Source organism: Bacillus sp. JK74 (assembly GCF_053663395.1).
In genome coordinates this window covers 379,300-396,775 of record NZ_JBSJQB010000002.1, presented here as the reverse complement: position 1 = coordinate 396,775, position 17,476 = coordinate 379,300, and the positions used below count along the sequence as shown (strand labels likewise).

Sequence of the window (17,476 nt, the reverse complement as noted above, 5' to 3'; positions counted from 1 at the left end):
TCTGTTAACTGGGAGGAATCATGTATTATGAGTTTAGCACCGCACGGAGGAACATTAATTAATCGGGTGAATGAGCAGTATGATCTTACATCCGTCCACAAAGAAATTGAGCTTGATTTGATTTCGTTCGCTGATTTAGAGCTGATCGGGATCGGGGGGTACAGCCCGATTGAAGGATTTTTCACAGAAAAAGATTACGTGTCAGTCGTTGAAAATATGCGTCTGGCATCAGGGGTTGTCTGGTCCCTGCCGATCACGCTTCCGGTCGATTCAGAAAAAGCGGCTGAGCTTGCCGTCGGCGACACGGTGAAACTGACTTACGGCGGAGAAACATACGGTGTCGTCGACATCGAAGATATTTATACGCCGGATAAACAAAAAGAAGCCGTTCACATATATAAAACCGATGATGCCGCGCATCCGGGCGTGAAAAAATTATTTTCACGCGGCGATACGTATGTCGGCGGGCCGATCACATTAATTAAAAAAGCGTCAAAGCAGTTTCCTGAGTTTACATTTGAACCTGCCGATACAAGACGAAGCTTCGAAGAAAAGGGCTGGAAAACCATCGTCGGTTTCCAAACGAGAAATCCGGTCCACCGCGCCCACGAATATATCCAAAAAACCGCGCTTGAGACAGTTGACGGCCTGTTTTTGAACCCGCTCGTCGGTGAAACAAAATCAGATGACATTCCGGCGGATGTCAGAATGGAAAGCTACCAGGTGCTGCTCGATCATTATTATCCGAAAGACCGCGTTTTCCTCGGCGTGTTTTTGGCGGCTATGCGGTATGCGGGGCCGAGAGAAGCCATTTTCCACGCGCTTGTCCGCAAAAACTACGGCTGCACACATTTTATCGTCGGCCGCGATCATGCCGGCGTCGGTGATTACTACGGCACATATGAAGCGCAAGAGCTGTTTGATCAATTTACAGCGGATGAACTCGGGATTACACCGATGAAATTCGAGCACAGCTTCTTCTGCCAGAAATGCGGCAACATGGGAACGGCCAAAACATGCCCGCATGACAGAGAAGACCATGTCATTCTGTCAGGAACAAAGGTCAGAGAAATGCTGCGAAGCGGCGTCATGCCGCCGGCGGAATTCAGCCGTCCTGAAGTTGTCGAGGTGTTGATTAAAGGGCTGAAAACGAAAGAAGAAGCAGGCGTTTCTTAAGGAGGAAAATAGAGTGACAAATCGTGATATCGTATGGCATGAAGCCTCAATAACGAAAGAAGAATACCAGCAGAAAAACAAGCATAAAAGCTCTATCCTCTGGCTGACGGGCTTAAGCGGTTCAGGGAAATCCACAATTGCAAACGCCGCAGCGCGCGAGCTGTTTGAACAAGGCTATCAAGTCATTGTGCTTGATGGTGATAACATCCGCCACGGCTTAAACAAGGACTTAGGTTTTTCCGATGATGACCGCAAGGAAAATATACGCCGCATCGGGGAAGTGGCGAAGCTTTTCGTTCAGCAGGGAACCATCGTCATCACGGCTTTTATTTCTCCGTTCCGTGAGGACAGAGATCAGGTGAGAGAGCTTGTGGCAGAGGGCGAATTTAATGAAATCTACGTGAAATGCGACCTCGATATATGTGAAAAGCGCGATCCGAAAGGTTTATATAAAAAAGCAAGAAATGGTGAAATTCCGTTCTTTACGGGGATCGACTCACCGTATGAAGAGCCGAAAGCGCCTGAGCTCGTACTTGATTCAGGCAAATTTGAACGTGAAGAATGCACCGGAAGACTGGTTGACTTTGTGAAAAACAGCTTAGCATAATAGGTCCAAAAAGGCCGCGCAATCAGCCGGATATCCCCCGCAATGGCGGGATATGGTAAAATAGCTGAAGTGCGGCCTCGCGGCTGTTCTGGGAAGATTTCAAAACGGATCGGGGAGACATGCTATGGGGAAAGTATTTATCGTTGGAGCCGGTCCGGGAGATCCGGACTTATTAACGGTGAAGGCAATGAAAGCCATACAGAAAGCGGACGTTATATTATATGACAGATTGGTAAGCAAAGAGATTTTACAGTACGCCGGAGAAGAAGCGGATCTGATTTACTGCGGCAAGCTCCCGGATTTTCACATTATGAAACAGGATACGATCAACCGTTTCCTTGTGAAGTATGCGAAAAAGGGGAAAACCGTTGTAAGGCTCAAGGGGGGCGACCCGTTTGTTTTCGGCCGCGGAGGCGAAGAAGCGGAGGCTCTCGCACAAAACGCCATTCCGTTTGAGATCGTTCCCGGCATTACATCAGGAATCGCGGCTGCTGCTTATGCCGGCATTCCGGTGACGCACAGAGAGGCGAGCTCCAATGTCGCATTCGTTACGGGGCATTATAAACAAGAAGACGACTTTGAAGAAAAATGGAAAGCGCTGGCGACGGGTATTGATACGCTGGTGATTTATATGGGAATTAAAAATATCCGGCAGATTGAAAGAATGCTGCTGGAAAACGGCAGAGACGGCGGCACTCCGGCAGCCTTTATTCATTGGGGAACGACGGACAGGCAAAAAACAGTCGTCTGCACCGTCGGCACGCTTTCAGATACAGTGATAAAAGAAGAAATCAAAAACCCGAGCTTAATTGTTATCGGTGATGTCGTCAATTATCACTGCAAACTGGACTGGTATGCATCTGAACAGAAAAATCCGGATTTGAGCGAGGCGTTGTAAATGAAGCAGGCGATTTTATACATCGGGCACGGAAGCAGGCTTAAAAAAGCGCAGACAGAGTCGGCGGCGTTTTTAAAAGGGTGTCTGCCGCACGCTGACGCTCCCATTCAGGAAATCTGTTTTTTAGAACTGCAGGAACCGTCTATTGAAGCGGGTTTTGAAGCTTGTGTCAGACAAGGCGCCACTCATATTGCGGCCGTGCCTTTGCTGCTCTTGACCGCTGCCCACGCAAAACATGACATTCCGGCTGAAATCGCCCGTGCGGCGGCCCTGCATCCCGATATAAAAGTGACATATGGTGTTCCGATCGGAGTGGACGATGAAGTCGTAAAAGCGGTCCATCATCGCATTGAAGATACCGGAGTGCTCATTGAGCAGGCGAAAGTGGTGCTGATCGGAAGAGGAAGCACAGATCCGGCCGTTAAAAACGCAGTCAGTGAGATTGCCGGAAAACTTGAGGCGATTACACCTGTTAAAGAAGTCATCCCTTGTTTTTTAACAGCATGTGACCCGCACTATAAAGAAGTGTTTGCCGGCCTTGAAGAGGATGACGGAGCACCCGTTTTTATCGTTCCATATCTTCTGTTTACCGGGCTTTTAATGACTGAGATTGAACGGGAAGTTCAAAAGCTTCAAACGATCAATCAAAATGTTCATCTCGCTTCATACTTAGGTTTTCACCCGCATATTAAGCAGGCGTTTTTGAACCGTGTGACAGAAGCTGTCCGAAACCCCGGCGGTCAGTTTGATTTTAAGGGGGGACAGTATGCTGCCTCTGCACATTAATTTAAGCGGAAAAAGAATTATCATCGCGGGCGGAGGCAATGTTGCCTTAAGAAGGCTCAAAACAGTGCTTCCGGAAGGCGCGGATATTACTGTAATCAGTCCCGAGGCCCTGCCTGAAATTAAACAGCTGGCAGATGAAGGACGTATCCGCTGGGTTTCCCGTAAAATTGAAATGAAGGATCTCGCGCCCGCTTTTTTCATCATTGCCGCGACAAATGACCGCAGCGTGAATCGGGAGATAGCCGCGGGCGCTTCTGAAACGCAGCTGGTCAATTGTGTAAGCGAGGCTGAACGGGGCAGCGTGTATATGCCGAAGATCATCCGCAAAGGGCGCATTCAAGTATCCGTATCAACAAGCGGCGCAAGCCCGGCACATACGAAAAGACTGGCTGAGGACATAAAGCCTCTCGTTACTGCTGATTTGGCTGAAGAAGTGGATCGATTATTTGAGAAAAGAAGAAGATCATAAAAAACACCTTGTCTGTCATCAGGCAGGGTGTTTTTTATACTGTCCTGACAGTCCGCCGAATGTGAAAAATTCAAAACGAAAGCGGTCAGGATTGCGAAGTGATGAGGAATATGTATGTGATCCCGATGCCGCCTGGATTCCGCCCGCATACAAAGGAAAGGTCAGAGACCCGCCCGGATGTGCTCAGGTTCGGCGAGGGAAGGTGAAAGTATCCGCCGCCAAATCAGGTGTGACTGTTTTAATCACAGACGGCCCGGCGGATCAGGCAGACATGACGGGAAACTGATCAGATATTGTAAAGATGATTCTGACGGCTGGGAGAGTTTCGTCTCCGTTTATACGTAATAAAAAACACCTCCAAGCTGAGCGCGGGTTTCAGCTTGGAGGTGCGTTTATTTTTTCAGCCGTATGACAAGGTCGGCATCAGGTGTGACAAATACGGTATGCTGGCTGTCATAGGTGACAAATCCGGGCTTTGCGCCGTTTGGCTTTTTCACATGTCTGATTTTTGTATAATCAACCGGAACGGAGCCGGAATCTTTCGCTTTGGAAAAATAAGCGGCGATCGCAGCGGCCTCCAGTATGGATTGTTCATCCGGATCGCTGCTTTTAATCACAACGTGGGAACCCGGAATGTCTTTCGTGTGGAACCATAAATCATCCCTTGCGGCAGCTTTTGTCGTTAAGTACTCATTTTGTTTATTGTTTTTGCCGACAAGAATCGTCAATCCCTGTGAAGATTCATATTGCTCCAAAACAGGAACGTGCTGCTTCTGTTTTTTCTGTCCTCTCTGCTGTTTCGGCCGCAGATATTTGCCTTCCACAAGCTCTTCCCTTATTTCGTGAATATCCTTTGTGGAGGCGGAGGAGAGCTGCTGGATCAGCTGATCGAAATAAGCGATTTCCTCCTCGGCCAGACGGATCTGTTCTTTTACCACCTCGACGGAATTCTTCGCCTTTTGATACTTTGTAAAATACATCTGTGCATTTTCTGACGGTGTTTTGTTCGGATTTAAAGGGATGGTCACCGTCTTACTTTCTTCATCATAATAATTGATGACTTCCGCTTCTTTGTCACCTTTTTTCAGCATATACAAATTCGCCGTCAGCAGTTCGCCGTATAGCTGGAATTCCTTCGCATTCTCTGAGTAGTCGAGCGTCTTTTCCAGCTTTTTTATCTTATTGGCGTTCTTTTTCCGTTCATTTGCGACAAACCGCTCGAGATCCTGCGCCTGCTGTTTGACGCGGTCGCGTTCCGCTTTGCCGAAATAAAACCGGTCCAACAGCTCACTCAGTGAGTGAAAGGTGCGCTCCTCTCCGTTTACATGTGTGAGAGACAGGAGATAAAAGTATTCCTTTCCGCCGGCTGTCGTAATGTTCGGTGTAAACCTGCAATCTTTCACGGCATGGAACATTTCAAGCAGCGTCTTCGGCAGCGTTATTTTGTTAGCGAGACCCGCTCTGTGAACGGCTTCTTTTGCAAACAGCGGAGAAACACCGGAGAAATGTCTGACGATCTGCTGGTCAAGCCGTCCTTCCTGAAAACTGAGATAACGCAAAACGTCCTCTTCATCCGCGGCAAGCGGCGAAATTTTTTCCTGAGCGGGAGGAAGCTTGTAATCATATCCCGGCAGAACGGTCCGGTAGCTGTTCATCGACGGAGATAAATGTTTCAGCCCGTCGATGATGGCTCCTTCTCCGTCAGTCAGAATAATATTGCTGTGCCGTCCCATAATTTCAACATACAGCGTTCTTACGGTTTCGTCGCCGATTTCATTTCTGCTTTTTATGCGGAATATCATAATCCGGTCTAATCCGGCCTGCTCTATTTTCTCAATAAATCCGCCTTCTATATGCTTTCTGAGCAGCATACAAAACATCGGCGGCTCGCTCGGATTTTCATAGGCCTGGTTTGTCATGTGCACCCGTGAATAGCTCGGGTGCGCCGACAATAATAATTTGTGGTTTTTTCCGTTGGCGCGGATATGGAATATCACATCGTGCTTAAAAGGCTGATGGACTCTCGTGATCCGGCCTCCGGCAATCCGGCTGTTTAATTCATGTGTCATTCCGTATGTAAACATGCCATCAAAAGACATATAAAACACCCTTTCCTTCTTCCTGCATTCGATAATTATAGCATGAAAAGGGGCGAGTCAGAATAAGCTTGTTTACAGAGTGACATCTCTAAAGCGAGGCAGGGGAGTGGACGAGAAGAATGAAGTTTCATGAAATGGGACAAACCGATTTGCTGAAAGCAACAAATACGTCCATTAAACAGGGGTTGACCGAAAAAGAGGTGAAAAAACGCCTTGAAAAGCACGGACCGAACGAGCTTCAGGAGGGCAAGAGGACACCGGCGATCGCCGTGTTTTTCGCCCAATTTAAAGATTTTATGGTGCTCGTGCTGCTGGCGGCGACCTTAATATCCGGGTTTTTAGGCGAATATGTAGATGCCGTAGCGATTATGGCGATTGTATTTGTCAATGGGGTTCTCGGTTTTTTTCAAGAGCGGCGTGCGGAAAAGTCATTACATGCACTAAAAGAGCTGTCAACGCCGTATGTGTCAGCGTTGCGGGACGGGAGCTGGAAGAAAATTCAGTCCAAGGAGCTCGTTCCCGGCGATATCATGAAATTTTCAAGCGGCGACCGGATTGGCGCGGATGTGCGGATCGTTGAAGCGAAAAGCCTTGAAATTGAGGAATCGGCGCTGACCGGGGAATCAATTCCGGTGGTTAAACAAGCTGATAAACTGAGAAAGCCGGATGTTTCGTTAGGCGACATCAGCAATATGGCGTTTATGGGTACGATCGTAACGCGCGGCAGCGGTGTCGGCGTTGTCGTCGGTACAGGAATGAATACGGCAATGGGGAAAATCGCCGATATGCTGGAATCCGCCGGCAGCCTTTCAACACCGCTGCAGCGAAGACTTGAAGAGCTCGGCAAAATTTTAATTATCGTCGCGCTCCTTTTAACGGTATTGGTCGTTGCAGTCGGCGTCTTACAGGGACATGATCTTTACAGCATGTTTTTGGCCGGGGTGTCATTGGCCGTCGCCGCGATTCCGGAAGGGCTTCCCGCCATTGTTACGGTGGCATTATCAATCGGCGTCCAGCGCATGATCAAACAAAAATCAATTGTCAGAAAGCTCCCGGCGGTTGAAACATTGGGCTGCGCCTCTGTCATTTGTTCTGATAAAACCGGCACGCTGACACAAAACAAAATGACCGTCACCCATATGTGGTCAGGCGGCAAAATTTATAAAGTGTCAGGCATCGGCTATGAGCCGGAGGGCGTTTTCACCCGAGATGAGCGGGAAATCAAGCCGAAAGATGAGAAGATTCTTGAACAGATGCTGGTTTTCGGCGCGTTGTGCAACACATCTGAAATCGCACTGAAAGACGGCCGTTATGTACTCGACGGTGATCCGACAGAAGGCGCGCTGCTGACGGCTGCAAGAAAGGGCGGCTATTCAAACGATTGGCTCAGCGGGCAATACCGCGTGGTTGCCGAGTTTCCGTTTGACTCCGTCCGCAAAATGATGACCGTCATTGTAGAGGATAAGGAAAAAAAGCAGTTCGTCATCACTAAAGGAGCGCCCGATGTGCTGATTGACCGCTCGTCACATCTGATGCACGGCGCAAGAAGTACGCCTTTTTCAGGAGAAAAGAAAGCAGAAACGGAAGCGGTTCTGAAAGAGCTGGCGTCGCAAGCTTTGCGTACGATCGCGATTGCTTATAAACCGCTTAAGGCCGGAGAAAAGCCGACAATGGAGCAGGCGGAAAAAAATCTGACGATGCTCGGCTTGTCAGGCATGATTGATCCGCCCCGTCCGGAGGTCAGACAGGCCATTAAAGAATGCCGTGAGGCCGGCATTAAAACGGTTATGATCACAGGGGATCACGTCGAAACGGCAAAGGCCATTGCAAAAGATTTGCGTCTTCTTCCGAAAAAGGGGCGTGTGATGGACGGCAAGACGCTGAATGAGCTTACGGACAAAGAACTTATCGAAACGGTCGATGATGTCTACGTCTTCGCACGCGTGTCACCTGAACATAAATTGAAAATCGTCAAAGCGTTTCAGGAAAACGGACACGTCGTCGCCATGACGGGAGACGGGGTTAATGACGCGCCGGCCATAAAGCAGGCAGATATCGGTGTTGCCATGGGCGTGACGGGAACGGATGTGGCAAAGGAAGCCTCTTCTCTCATTCTGGTGGATGATAACTTTGCTACGATTAAATCAGCCATAAAAGAGGGACGGAATATCTATGAAAATATAAGAAAATTCGTCCGGTATTTGCTCGCCTCCAACGTCGGTGAAATTTTAGTGATGCTGTTTGCGATGCTTCTCGCTCTGCCGTTGCCGCTCGTCCCGATTCAGATATTGTGGGTGAACTTAGTCACTGACGGGCTGCCGGCGATGGCCCTCGGTATGGATCAGCCGGAAGGAGACCTGATGAGGCGGAAGCCGCGGCATCCGAAAGAAGGAGTGTTTGCGAGAAAACTGGGCTGGAAAGTCGTATCAAGAGGGTTTTTAATCGGAGCCGCAACCATTTTTGCGTTTATCATCGTCTATCACCGCAATCCTGAAAATCTGCCCTACGCACAGACCGTTGCATTCGCGACTCTTGTCCTGGCTCAGCTTATACACGTGTTTGACTGCCGGAGCGAAACGTCTGTTTTCTCCCGGAATCCGTTTGAAAATATCTATCTGCTCGGCGCCATCATTTCTTCTGTCTTCCTGATGGTCATCGTCATCTATTATCCGCCGCTGCAGCCAATTTTCAAAACAGTGCCGATTACGCCGGGCGATTGGATGCTGATTATCGGTATGTCTGGCATACCTACTTTTTTGCTGGCGGGTTCACTTTTGACAAGAAAAAAATAATTCCATATGATATAATCTTAGGGGTAATAGCATGTCTATTGCCCTTTTATTTTGATAACGGGAAAGAATTGGGTGTTTCATATGATACGGAGTATGACAGGCTTCGGCAGCGCAAGCAGCACAAAAGGCGATCTCTCGGCAACCGTTGAATTGAAATCCGTCAATTACCGGTTCAAAGAAGTGAACGCCCGCCTGCCACGGCCTTTGCTATATGTAGAGGATAAGCTGAAACAAACGATATTGCAGCATATACAGCGCGGAAGAGTAGAGCTGTTTCTCACTGTAAACAGTGACGCGCTCATAAAAAGAAGCCTGAACATCGATTGGGAGCTCCTTGATGAATATGTGAGCGCCGCACGCGTCATGAAAGAGCGCTACAGCCTGGCCGCAGAACCCGATGCAATGGATTTCTTTAGATTTGAACACATTGCGCAGATTCACGAAGAACAGATGCGTGATGACAAGCTTGAAGAAGTCATCAGGGAAGCCGCTGAGCTGGCTGTAAAAGAACTTTGTGACATGAGGGAAAAAGAAGGCCGGCTTTTGGCGGAAGACTGCTTTCTGCACATTGAGCGGCTTGAGACGCTGTCCGAACAGGTGAAAGAGCGCGCTTCGGCCGTTGTTATTCAATACCGCGAGCGTCTTTACGCCCGAATGAAGGAATGGACGGAGGACGCGCTCGACGAAAGCAGGCTGATCACGGAATGCGCCATTTTCGCCGATCGTTCCGATATAACGGAAGAAATTACCAGATTGAAGAGCCATTTTGTTCAATTCCGTGATATATTAAAAGAAGGCGGGGCAGTCGGCCGCAAACTTGATTTCCTTGTTCAGGAGCTTAACCGGGAAGCGAACACGATCGGCTCAAAAGCCAATGATCATCAAATCACAAAGCTTGTCGTTGAAATGAAAAGTTCTATTGAAAAATTGAAGGAACAAGTGCAAAATATAGAATAGCGACTGTGCGTATTGTTTACAGACGGTCTCTTCAGGTTACACTAGAGACGTCTATTTTACAGGGGGAACGTAGAAGATGACGATTAAACTGATTAATATCGGATTTGGCAATATCATCTCCGCCAATCGGATGATTTCGATTGTCAGCCCGGAGTCTGCGCCAATAAAGCGAATGATCCAGGATGCAAGAGACCGCGGAATGCTAATAGACGCTACATACGGACGAAGAACCCGTGCAGTTGTCGTCATGGATAGTGATCACATTATCTTATCTGCCGTCCAGCCTGAGACAGTTGCACACAGACTTTCTGTGAAAGAAGAAATTATGGATGAAGGGCAGGGGTAATTGCCGCATGAAAGAAAGAGGGTTATTAATCGTTCTCTCAGGTCCCTCCGGAGTTGGAAAAGGAACGGTTCGGCAAGCAATATTTTCACAACAGGACACGAAATTTGAATACTCAATTTCAGTCACGACGAGAAACCCGAGAGAGGGCGAGGTCGACGGCGTCGATTATTTCTTTAAATCCAGAGAAGAATTCGAACGCATGATTGAAAACAACAAACTGCTTGAGTGGGCAGAATATGTCGGCAACTATTACGGAACGCCCGTTGATTATGTCGAACAGACGCTTCAAGAAGGAAAAGACGTCTTCTTAGAGATTGAAGTGCAGGGCGCGCTCCAAGTGCGGAATGCATTTCCGGAAGGCCTGTTTATCTTCTTAGCGCCGCCGAGTCTTTCTGAGCTGAAAAACAGAATCGTGACAAGAGGGACTGAAACCGACGATTTAATCGAAAACAGAATGAATGCCGCAAAAGCTGAAATCGAAATGATGGACGCGTATGATTATGTCGTTGAAAACGACGATATCCAAACGGCTTGTGATAAGATTAACGCAATCGTTCTCGCCGAGCACTTAAAACGTGAACGCGTCGCTCCGAGATATAAGAAAATGCTGGAGGTAGAATAACTTATGTTAGATCCGTCAATTGACTCTTTAATGAATAAATTAGATTCTAAATATACGCTGGTGACTGTGTCTGCAAGACGCGCGCGTGAAATGCAGATCAAAAAGGACCAGCAGATTGAACATACCATTTCTCACAAATATGTAGGCAAAGCTTTAGAAGAAATTGACGCGGGCCTGCTTTCGTTTGAAAGAGAAGACAGCGAATAACAAGCACACGTAGCAACCTATCTCTACATAGGTTGTTATTTTTTTCCGTTTGGGATTTGTCCAATGCTTTCATAAAGGGGAGAAGACTTCATGAAAAACCGAAACATTTTGCTATGCGTAAGCGGGGGAATTGCCGTTTATAAAGCTTCCGCACTCACGAGCAAGCTGGTTCAGGCCGGCGCAAACGTCAAAGTGATTATGACTGAGTCCGCGCGTGAGTTTGTTTCTCCGCTGACATTTCAGGCGCTGAGCCGGAATGAAGTGTATACAGATACATTTAATGAACAGAATCCGAAGGTGATTTCTCATATTGATGCCGCTGACTGGGCGGATTTAATTATTGTCGCGCCCGCTACGGCAAATATCATCGGCAAGCTTGCCAATGGAATTGCTGATGATATGCTCACAACGACGGTGCTGGCGGCTGAGGCCCCGGTCTGGGTGGCGCCTGCGATGAATGTCCATATGTATGATCATCCGGCGGTGAAACGGAACATCTCTGTGCTTTATCAGGACGGGGTCCGCTTTATCGAGCCGAGTGAAGGCTATTTGGCATGCGGATATGTCGGCAAAGGAAGGCTGGAGGAGCCGGAGCTTATTGTTGAGCGTGTCAGTGAGCATTTTAAGGAGCCTGAAGACGATGCGCCGCTGAAAGGAAAACATATTGTCATTACGGCCGGTCCGACGCGCGAAGCCGTGGACCCTGTCCGCTTCTTCACAAATAAATCCACCGGCAAAATGGGCTACGCTGCTGCTGAAGCCGCCGTCCGTCTCGGGGCGCGGGTGACGCTGATTTCAGGCCCGGTGTCAATAGAGCCGCCAGTCGGGCTGTATCAGTTTCTTCCTGTGCAATCGGCAGCTGATATGAGAGAAGCCGTGCTTTCTGTGTTTGATTCATGCGACATGGTGATTAAGACGGCGGCCGTGGCCGATTTTACGCCGGCGGCTGTTTCTGATCACAAAATGAAGAAGAAAGACGGTTCGCTCGTGATCGAATTCAACCGTACGGCAGACATACTGAAAGAACTCGGCGAACGGAAAACACACCAGCTGCTGGTCGGATTTGCGGCTGAAACGCAAGACGTCGAACGCTATGCGCGCAGAAAACTCGAACAGAAAAACCTTGATATGATCGTGGCGAATGATGTGAAAGCGGAAGGGGCCGGATTTGGCACGGATACGAATGTCGTCACCTTCTATTTCCGGGACGGAAGAAAACGGGAGCTTGCGCTTATGTCTAAACTTGACGTTTCCTTTGAAATGCTGAAGGAAATGACCGCTTTGAAAGCCGAGGACCGAAAACCCGTATGAATGTAGCAGAAGTCATTGTCGATGTCAGCTCCAAAAACATTGACAGACCCTTTGATTACAAAATTCCCGATCATTTAAAAGGGATGATCGAAGTCGGCATGCGGGTGATTGTCCCGTTTGGCCCGCGCAAGCTTCAAGGATTTGTGACCGGTTTGAAAGATTCGTCCGAATTAAACGGCGGCTCAATGAAGGAAGTCGAGAAGCTTCTTGATTTGACGCCAGTTCTGACTGAGGAACTGATGCAGCTGTCTTCATGGCTTTCTGACAAAACGCTGTCGTTTAAAATCACGGCGCTTCAGGCAATGCTGCCCGCCGCACTGAAGGCGAAGTACGAGAAAGAGCTGAAAGTCGTTGACGAAGAAGCGCTGACCCCGGACATCAAACAGCTTTTCAGGAATCAAAAAAGTCTTCTGTACTCGGATATTACCGATGAAAGCATTCTTTCGTCACTTCAGAAATTCGTGCGCAAAGGAAGCATTGATGTCACATATAAAGTCGCCCAAAAAACGAATAAAAAAATGATCCGCATGATCGAAGCGGGGGCAGACAAAGAAGAACTCGCCCGGCACGCAGATTCATTGACAAAGCAGGCTTCTAAACAGCTCGCCGTGCTTACTTATTTTATCGGCGGGGGAGAAAAGATTTCCGCGGCTGAACTTTGCAAAAAGACCGATTCCAGTTCCGCGACGCTGAAAACGCTTCTTAAAAAGGGGCTTCTTACGGAAAGCTTTGAGGAGGTTTACCGCGATCCTTATCAGGACAGAATGTTCAAAAAAACAGAGCCGCTCTCTCTTACAGAAGAGCAGCAGGCCGCTTTTGAGCCGATTAAACAAGCCGTAGCCGATCATGTCCACCACGTCTTTCTGCTTCACGGCGTCACGGGCAGCGGCAAAACGGAAATTTACCTGCAATCCATAGAAAAAGTGCTGGCAAAAGGACAAGAAGCGATCGTGCTCGTTCCGGAAATCTCGTTGACACCGCAAATGGTCAACCGTTTTAAAGGCCGCTTCGGCTCACAGGTTGCGGTCATGCACAGCGGATTATCCACAGGTGAAAAATACGATGAATGGCGGAAGATTCAGCGCAAGGAAGTCCGGCTTGTCGTCGGAGCCAGATCGGCCATCTTTGCCCCGTTTGAAAATCTCGGCATGATCATTATTGATGAAGAGCACGAATCTTCCTATAAGCAGGAGGAAATGCCGCGGTATCATGCAAAGGATGTAGCCATCCGCCGGGCCGAGCATCACAGCTGTCCGGTCGTCCTCGGGAGCGCCACGCCGACATTGGAGTCATTTGCGCGGGCGAAAAAAGGCGTTTATGAGCTGCTTCCGTTAAAACATCGCGTAAACCGCCAGCTCATGCCTGACGTTTCTCTCGTTGATATGAGAGAAGAACTGAGAAACGGCAACAGATCAATGTTTTCAAGAGAGCTGATGGAACAGCTGGAAGAGAAGCTCGCAAAAAAAGAGCAGGCCGTCCTTTTTCTGAATAAACGGGGGTATTCCTCGTTTGTGATGTGCCGGGACTGCGGTTATGTGCCGCAATGTCCGCATTGCGACATTTCCATGACTTATCACCGCTACGGACAAAGGCTGAAATGCCATTACTGCGGCCATGAGGAACCTGTCCCGGGAACATGCCCGGAATGCGGCAGCGAACATATCCGCTTTTTCGGCACGGGCACGCAGCGTGTGGAGGAGGAGCTTACCAAAGTGCTGCCTCAGGCGCGCGTGATCAGGATGGATGTGGATACCACTTCAAGAAAAGGCGCCCATGAAAAACTGTTGTCAGCGTTCGGTGAAGGGAAGGCGGATATCCTGCTCGGTACGCAAATGATCGCAAAAGGGCTTGATTTTCCGAACGTGACGCTCGTCGGAGTATTAAGCGCAGATACGACGCTTCACATCCCAGATTTCAGGGCCGCGGAGAAGACATTCCAGCTGTTGACGCAGGTAAGCGGACGGGCCGGGCGGCATGAAAAGCCGGGAACGGTGGTCATTCAAACGTATACACCGTCTCATTACAGCATTCAGCTGACGAAAACGCACGACTATGAAACTTTTTTTCAGCAGGAAATGGCGCACAGACGGGCCCAGTCATACCCGCCGTATTATTACGTGGCGCTGGTGACCGTTTCTCATGAAGAAGCGGCAAAAGCCGCGGTCACCGCAGAAAAGATTACAAACTATTTAAGAGCGGGATGCGGGCCTGATACGAAAATTCTCGGGCCGGCGGCTTCCCCGATTGCCAGGATCAAAGATAGATATCGCTATCAATGCGTGATAAAATACAGACAGGAAAACGAGTTGCAGATTCAGTTGAAAAAGATACTGGAGCACTATAAACGCGACATTGCGCAAAAGCATGTAATGATTTCAATCGATATGAATCCGTACATGCTGATGTAACATTAGTTTTTGGAGGGCAAAATTTTGGCTGTGAAAAAAATCGTCACACACCCGGCGGAGGTTCTGGAAACACCCGCCGATGAAGTGACAGTGTTTGATAAAAAATTAAAAAAACTGCTTGACGATATGTACGATACGATGCTCGAAATGGATGGCGTCGGTCTCGCCGCGCCGCAAATCGGCATTTTAAAAAGAGCGGCCGTCGTGGACATCGGTGAAGAAAGCGGCCGGATCGACCTTGTAAATCCGGTTATTCTTGAAAAGAGCGGTGAACAGACCGGAGTCGAGGGCTGCTTAAGTTTTCCCGGGGTTTTCGGTGATGTCACCCGCCCGGATTACGTAAAGGTAAAAGCCCACGACCGTAAAGGAAAACCGTTTATTTTAGAAGCGGAGGGTTTTTTGGCCAGAGCCGTTCAGCATGAAATGGATCATTTAGACGGCATTTTATTCACATCAAAAATTACGGCTTACTACACTGAAGAAGAACTGGCAGAAATGGAAGGATGATTGGATGACAAGGATCGTTTTTATGGGAACGCCCGACTTTTCAGTTCCCGTCCTGCGCACGCTTATTGAAGACGGATATGAAGTGGTTGGTGTCGTTACGCAGCCTGACCGCCCGAAAGGCAGAAAAAAAATCATGACGCCCCCTCCTGTAAAGGCTGAAGCTGAACGTCACGGCATTCCCGTGCTTCAGCCCGAAAAAGTAAGGCTCGAAGAAGAAATAGAAAAAGTGCTCAGCCTGAAGCCGGACCTGATTGTTACGGCGGCATTCGGACAGATCCTGCCCAAGCAGCTGCTGGACGGCCCGACATACGGCTGTATCAACGTACACGCGTCACTATTGCCTGAATTAAGAGGCGGAGCGCCGATACATTATTCGATTCTCCAAGGCAAGAAGAAAACGGGCGTGACGATCATGTATATGGTTGAAAAGCTTGATGCGGGCGATATGATTTCTAAAATCGAAGTGGAAATTGATGAAACGGATAACGTCGGCACGCTGCACGACAAATTAAGCATAGCTGGGGCAAAGCTTTTGTCAGAGACCGTCCCGAACGTCATTTCCGGAAATATTAAACCGATCAAACAGGACGAATCAAAAGCGACTTACGCGCCTAACATTAAGCGTGAGCAGGAGCGGATTGATTGGGCAAAGCCCGGAGAAGAGATCTACAACCAGATCAGAGGTTTAAACCCTTGGCCTGTCGCCTATACAACTTTGAACGGTCAAACTATTAAAGTATGGGCTTCTGAAAAAGTTGCTGCAAAAACTGAAGCTGCGCCCGGAACAGTCATCCGCACGGAGCAAAACGGCATTGTCGTCGCATCAGGAAACAGCACCGCCCTTTTAATCACTGAACTGCAGCCGGCGGGGAAAAAACGGATGAAGGGCGAAGATTTTGCAAGAGGCAAAAATGTGCAGTCCGGTGACGTGTTAGGAGCAGCAAATGAAGAAAATTAATGTCCGGGAGCTCGCCCTTGAAGCGCTTGAGAAGCTTGAGCAAAATCAGGCATACAGCAACCTGCTTCTTACATCGGTTATCAAAACGAACACGCTCAGCGATCAGGACAGAGGACTGCTGACAGAGCTTGTCTACGGAACGCTGCAAAATAAAATCGCCTTAGACTATATGCTGAAGCCTTTTATCCGCAAGCCGAATAAGGTGAAGCCGTGGGTGATTCAGCTGCTTCGTCTGTCCGCGTATCAAATGGAGTATTTAGAAAAAATTCCGGATCGCGCCGCCATCCATGAAGCGGTTGAAATCGCCAAAAAACGCGGGCATAAGGGCATTGCGTCCTTTGTCAACGGCATTCTCCGCTCCCTGCAGCGTGAGGGGGCGCCGTCATTCGCTGAAATTGAAGACCCGGTTCTCCGTCTTTCTACAGAGACAAGCCATCCCGAATGGCTCGTAAAAGAGTGGGTCGAGGCGTACGGCTTTGAGGCGGCTGAAAAGATCTGCCGGATTCATCTCATTCCGCCGAAGCAGACGCTCCGTGTCAATCACATAAAGAGCGACAGGGAAACGGTGCTGAATGAGATGGAGAATGCCGGTCTGGAAGCGGAAGCCGGAGACCTTTCTCCTGATGCGATTAAGCTTTTGAAAGGAAGCATCGCGAACACGGCATTTTTCCAAAACGGCCGGGTATCCATACAGGATGAAAGCTCAATGCTTGTCGCGCGGGCGCTGGACCCGAAGCCGGGCGAAACCGTTTTAGATGCATGCGCCGCACCGGGCGGAAAGTCGGCTCACATTGCGGAACTGATGGAGAACGAGGGGAGCCTCACATCGCTTGATCTTCACCGCCATAAAGTGAAGCTGATTAAAGAGGGCGCAGAACGGCTCGGACTTACGATCATCGACGCGCAAACGATGGATGCGCGAAAAGCGGGAGAGGCCTTTGGCGCAGAACGGTTTGACCGTATTCTCGTTGATGCGCCTTGCTCAGGTTTCGGTGTCATCAGAAGAAAACCCGATATGAAATATACGAAGACGCCGGAGGACAGCAGACGGCTGTCAGAAATCCAGCTCGGCATTTTAAGGGAAATCGCCCCATTAGTAAAAAAAGGTGGCACACTCGTATACAGTACGTGTACAATGGATCGGACAGAAAATGAAGAAGTTATGCATGCGTTTATACAAGAACACCCTGAGTTTGAACCCGATTTGTCTCTTGAAAAGCGGCTGCCTGAAAAGGCGAGACCCTTTGTTCAGGATGGAAGCCTTCAAATTCTTCCGCATTATTTCGGAACAGACGGTTTCTTTATTAGCAGCATGAGAAAGAAGGGATAAAAA

The 17,476-nt window shown here is 48.8% G+C and carries 17 protein-coding genes; 16 read left to right on the top strand and 1 reads right to left on the bottom strand.

The genetic code is table 11. The features are described from left to right. Window positions 1-27 precede the first annotated feature (27 nt). The 6 genes from sat (at window position 28) to ACWJJ5_RS06495 (ending at window position 4,222) form a co-directional block, all read left to right on the top strand. Window positions 28-1,176 carry a sulfate adenylyltransferase gene (gene sat, locus ACWJJ5_RS06520; RefSeq protein WP_070081801.1) on the top strand — a complete coding sequence of 383 codons (1,149 nt, stop codon included), beginning with the start codon at window positions 28-30 and terminating at the stop codon, window positions 1,174-1,176. A gap of 13 nt (window positions 1,177-1,189) precedes the next feature. Then, window positions 1,190-1,783 carry an adenylyl-sulfate kinase gene (gene cysC, locus ACWJJ5_RS06515; RefSeq protein WP_003154363.1) on the top strand — a complete coding sequence of 198 codons (594 nt, stop codon included), beginning with the start codon at window positions 1,190-1,192 and terminating at the stop codon, window positions 1,781-1,783. 124 nt (window positions 1,784-1,907) lie between these two features. Continuing rightward, the gene (cobA, locus tag ACWJJ5_RS06510; RefSeq protein ID WP_077722182.1) at window positions 1,908-2,681 is read left to right on the top strand and encodes a uroporphyrinogen-III C-methyltransferase; all 774 of its coding nucleotides are present in this window, start codon (window positions 1,908-1,910) and stop codon (window positions 2,679-2,681) included. Then, window positions 2,682-3,467: a sirohydrochlorin chelatase gene (locus ACWJJ5_RS06505; protein ID WP_173612740.1), complete on the top strand. Its 786-nt coding sequence runs from the start codon at window positions 2,682-2,684 to the stop codon at window positions 3,465-3,467. Continuing rightward, entirely contained in the window at window positions 3,448-3,936 is a 489-nt protein-coding gene (locus ACWJJ5_RS06500) for a precorrin-2 dehydrogenase/sirohydrochlorin ferrochelatase family protein (RefSeq protein WP_454022294.1), read from the top strand. Before ACWJJ5_RS06505 ends, ACWJJ5_RS06500 begins: the two co-directional genes overlap by 20 nt. Continuing rightward, a complete protein-coding gene (locus ACWJJ5_RS06495) occupies window positions 3,914-4,222 on the top strand; it encodes a hypothetical protein (protein WP_229154048.1) in 309 nt (102 codons plus the stop codon). Before ACWJJ5_RS06500 ends, ACWJJ5_RS06495 begins: the two co-directional genes overlap by 23 nt. Window positions 4,223-4,328: 106 nt before the next feature. Here the strand turns inward: ACWJJ5_RS06495 and ACWJJ5_RS06490 are convergent, their stop codons facing one another. Continuing rightward, entirely contained in the window at window positions 4,329-6,035 is a 1,707-nt protein-coding gene (locus ACWJJ5_RS06490; protein ID WP_077723153.1) for an Rqc2 family fibronectin-binding protein, read from the bottom strand. A gap of 119 nt (window positions 6,036-6,154) precedes the next feature. Here ACWJJ5_RS06490 and ACWJJ5_RS06485 point away from each other — a divergent pair, with 119 nt between their 5' ends. The 10 genes from ACWJJ5_RS06485 to rsmB all read left to right on the top strand — a co-directional run bounded on the left by ACWJJ5_RS06485 (window position 6,155) and on the right by rsmB (window position 17,473). Next, complete coding sequence (locus ACWJJ5_RS06485; protein ID WP_353574944.1) at window positions 6,155-8,827, top strand: calcium-translocating P-type ATPase, SERCA-type; 2,673 nt, start codon at window positions 6,155-6,157, stop codon at window positions 8,825-8,827. 81 nt (window positions 8,828-8,908) lie between these two features. After that, window positions 8,909-9,784, top strand: a complete 876-nt coding sequence (locus tag ACWJJ5_RS06480) for a YicC/YloC family endoribonuclease (protein ID WP_032856820.1) — start codon at window positions 8,909-8,911, stop codon at window positions 9,782-9,784. A 76-nt stretch (window positions 9,785-9,860) separates the two neighbouring features. Beyond that, on the top strand, window positions 9,861-10,130 hold the full coding sequence (gene remA, locus ACWJJ5_RS06475; RefSeq protein WP_003154355.1) for an extracellular matrix/biofilm regulator RemA: 270 nt from the start codon (window positions 9,861-9,863) through the stop codon (window positions 10,128-10,130). 7 nt (window positions 10,131-10,137) lie between these two features. Continuing rightward, a complete protein-coding gene (gene gmk / locus ACWJJ5_RS06470; protein ID WP_025851320.1) occupies window positions 10,138-10,752 on the top strand; it encodes a guanylate kinase in 615 nt (204 codons plus the stop codon). A 3-nt stretch (window positions 10,753-10,755) separates the two neighbouring features. After that, the gene (gene rpoZ, locus ACWJJ5_RS06465; RefSeq protein WP_003154346.1) at window positions 10,756-10,959 is read left to right on the top strand and encodes a DNA-directed RNA polymerase subunit omega; all 204 of its coding nucleotides are present in this window, start codon (window positions 10,756-10,758) and stop codon (window positions 10,957-10,959) included. A 90-nt stretch (window positions 10,960-11,049) separates the two neighbouring features. Beyond that, window positions 11,050-12,270 (top strand): bifunctional phosphopantothenoylcysteine decarboxylase/phosphopantothenate--cysteine ligase CoaBC, encoded by a 1,221-nt coding sequence (gene coaBC, locus ACWJJ5_RS06460; RefSeq protein ID WP_070081806.1) that lies wholly within the window; start codon window positions 11,050-11,052, stop codon window positions 12,268-12,270. After that, a complete protein-coding gene (priA, locus tag ACWJJ5_RS06455) occupies window positions 12,267-14,678 on the top strand; it encodes a primosomal protein N' (RefSeq protein ID WP_014304990.1) in 2,412 nt (803 codons plus the stop codon). The genes coaBC and priA overlap by 4 nt, the downstream gene beginning before the upstream one ends. A 24-nt stretch (window positions 14,679-14,702) precedes the next feature. Next, window positions 14,703-15,185 (top strand): peptide deformylase, encoded by a 483-nt coding sequence (gene def, locus ACWJJ5_RS06450; RefSeq protein ID WP_003154343.1) that lies wholly within the window; start codon window positions 14,703-14,705, stop codon window positions 15,183-15,185. Between the two features lie 4 nt (window positions 15,186-15,189). Beyond that, complete coding sequence (gene fmt / locus ACWJJ5_RS06445; RefSeq protein WP_062623345.1) at window positions 15,190-16,143, top strand: methionyl-tRNA formyltransferase; 954 nt, start codon at window positions 15,190-15,192, stop codon at window positions 16,141-16,143. Then, window positions 16,130-17,473, top strand: coding sequence for a 16S rRNA (cytosine(967)-C(5))-methyltransferase RsmB (gene rsmB / locus ACWJJ5_RS06440; RefSeq protein WP_003154341.1), 1,344 nt, complete (start codon window positions 16,130-16,132; stop codon window positions 17,471-17,473). The genes fmt and rsmB overlap by 14 nt, the downstream gene beginning before the upstream one ends. Window positions 17,474-17,476: the final 3 nt, after the last annotated feature.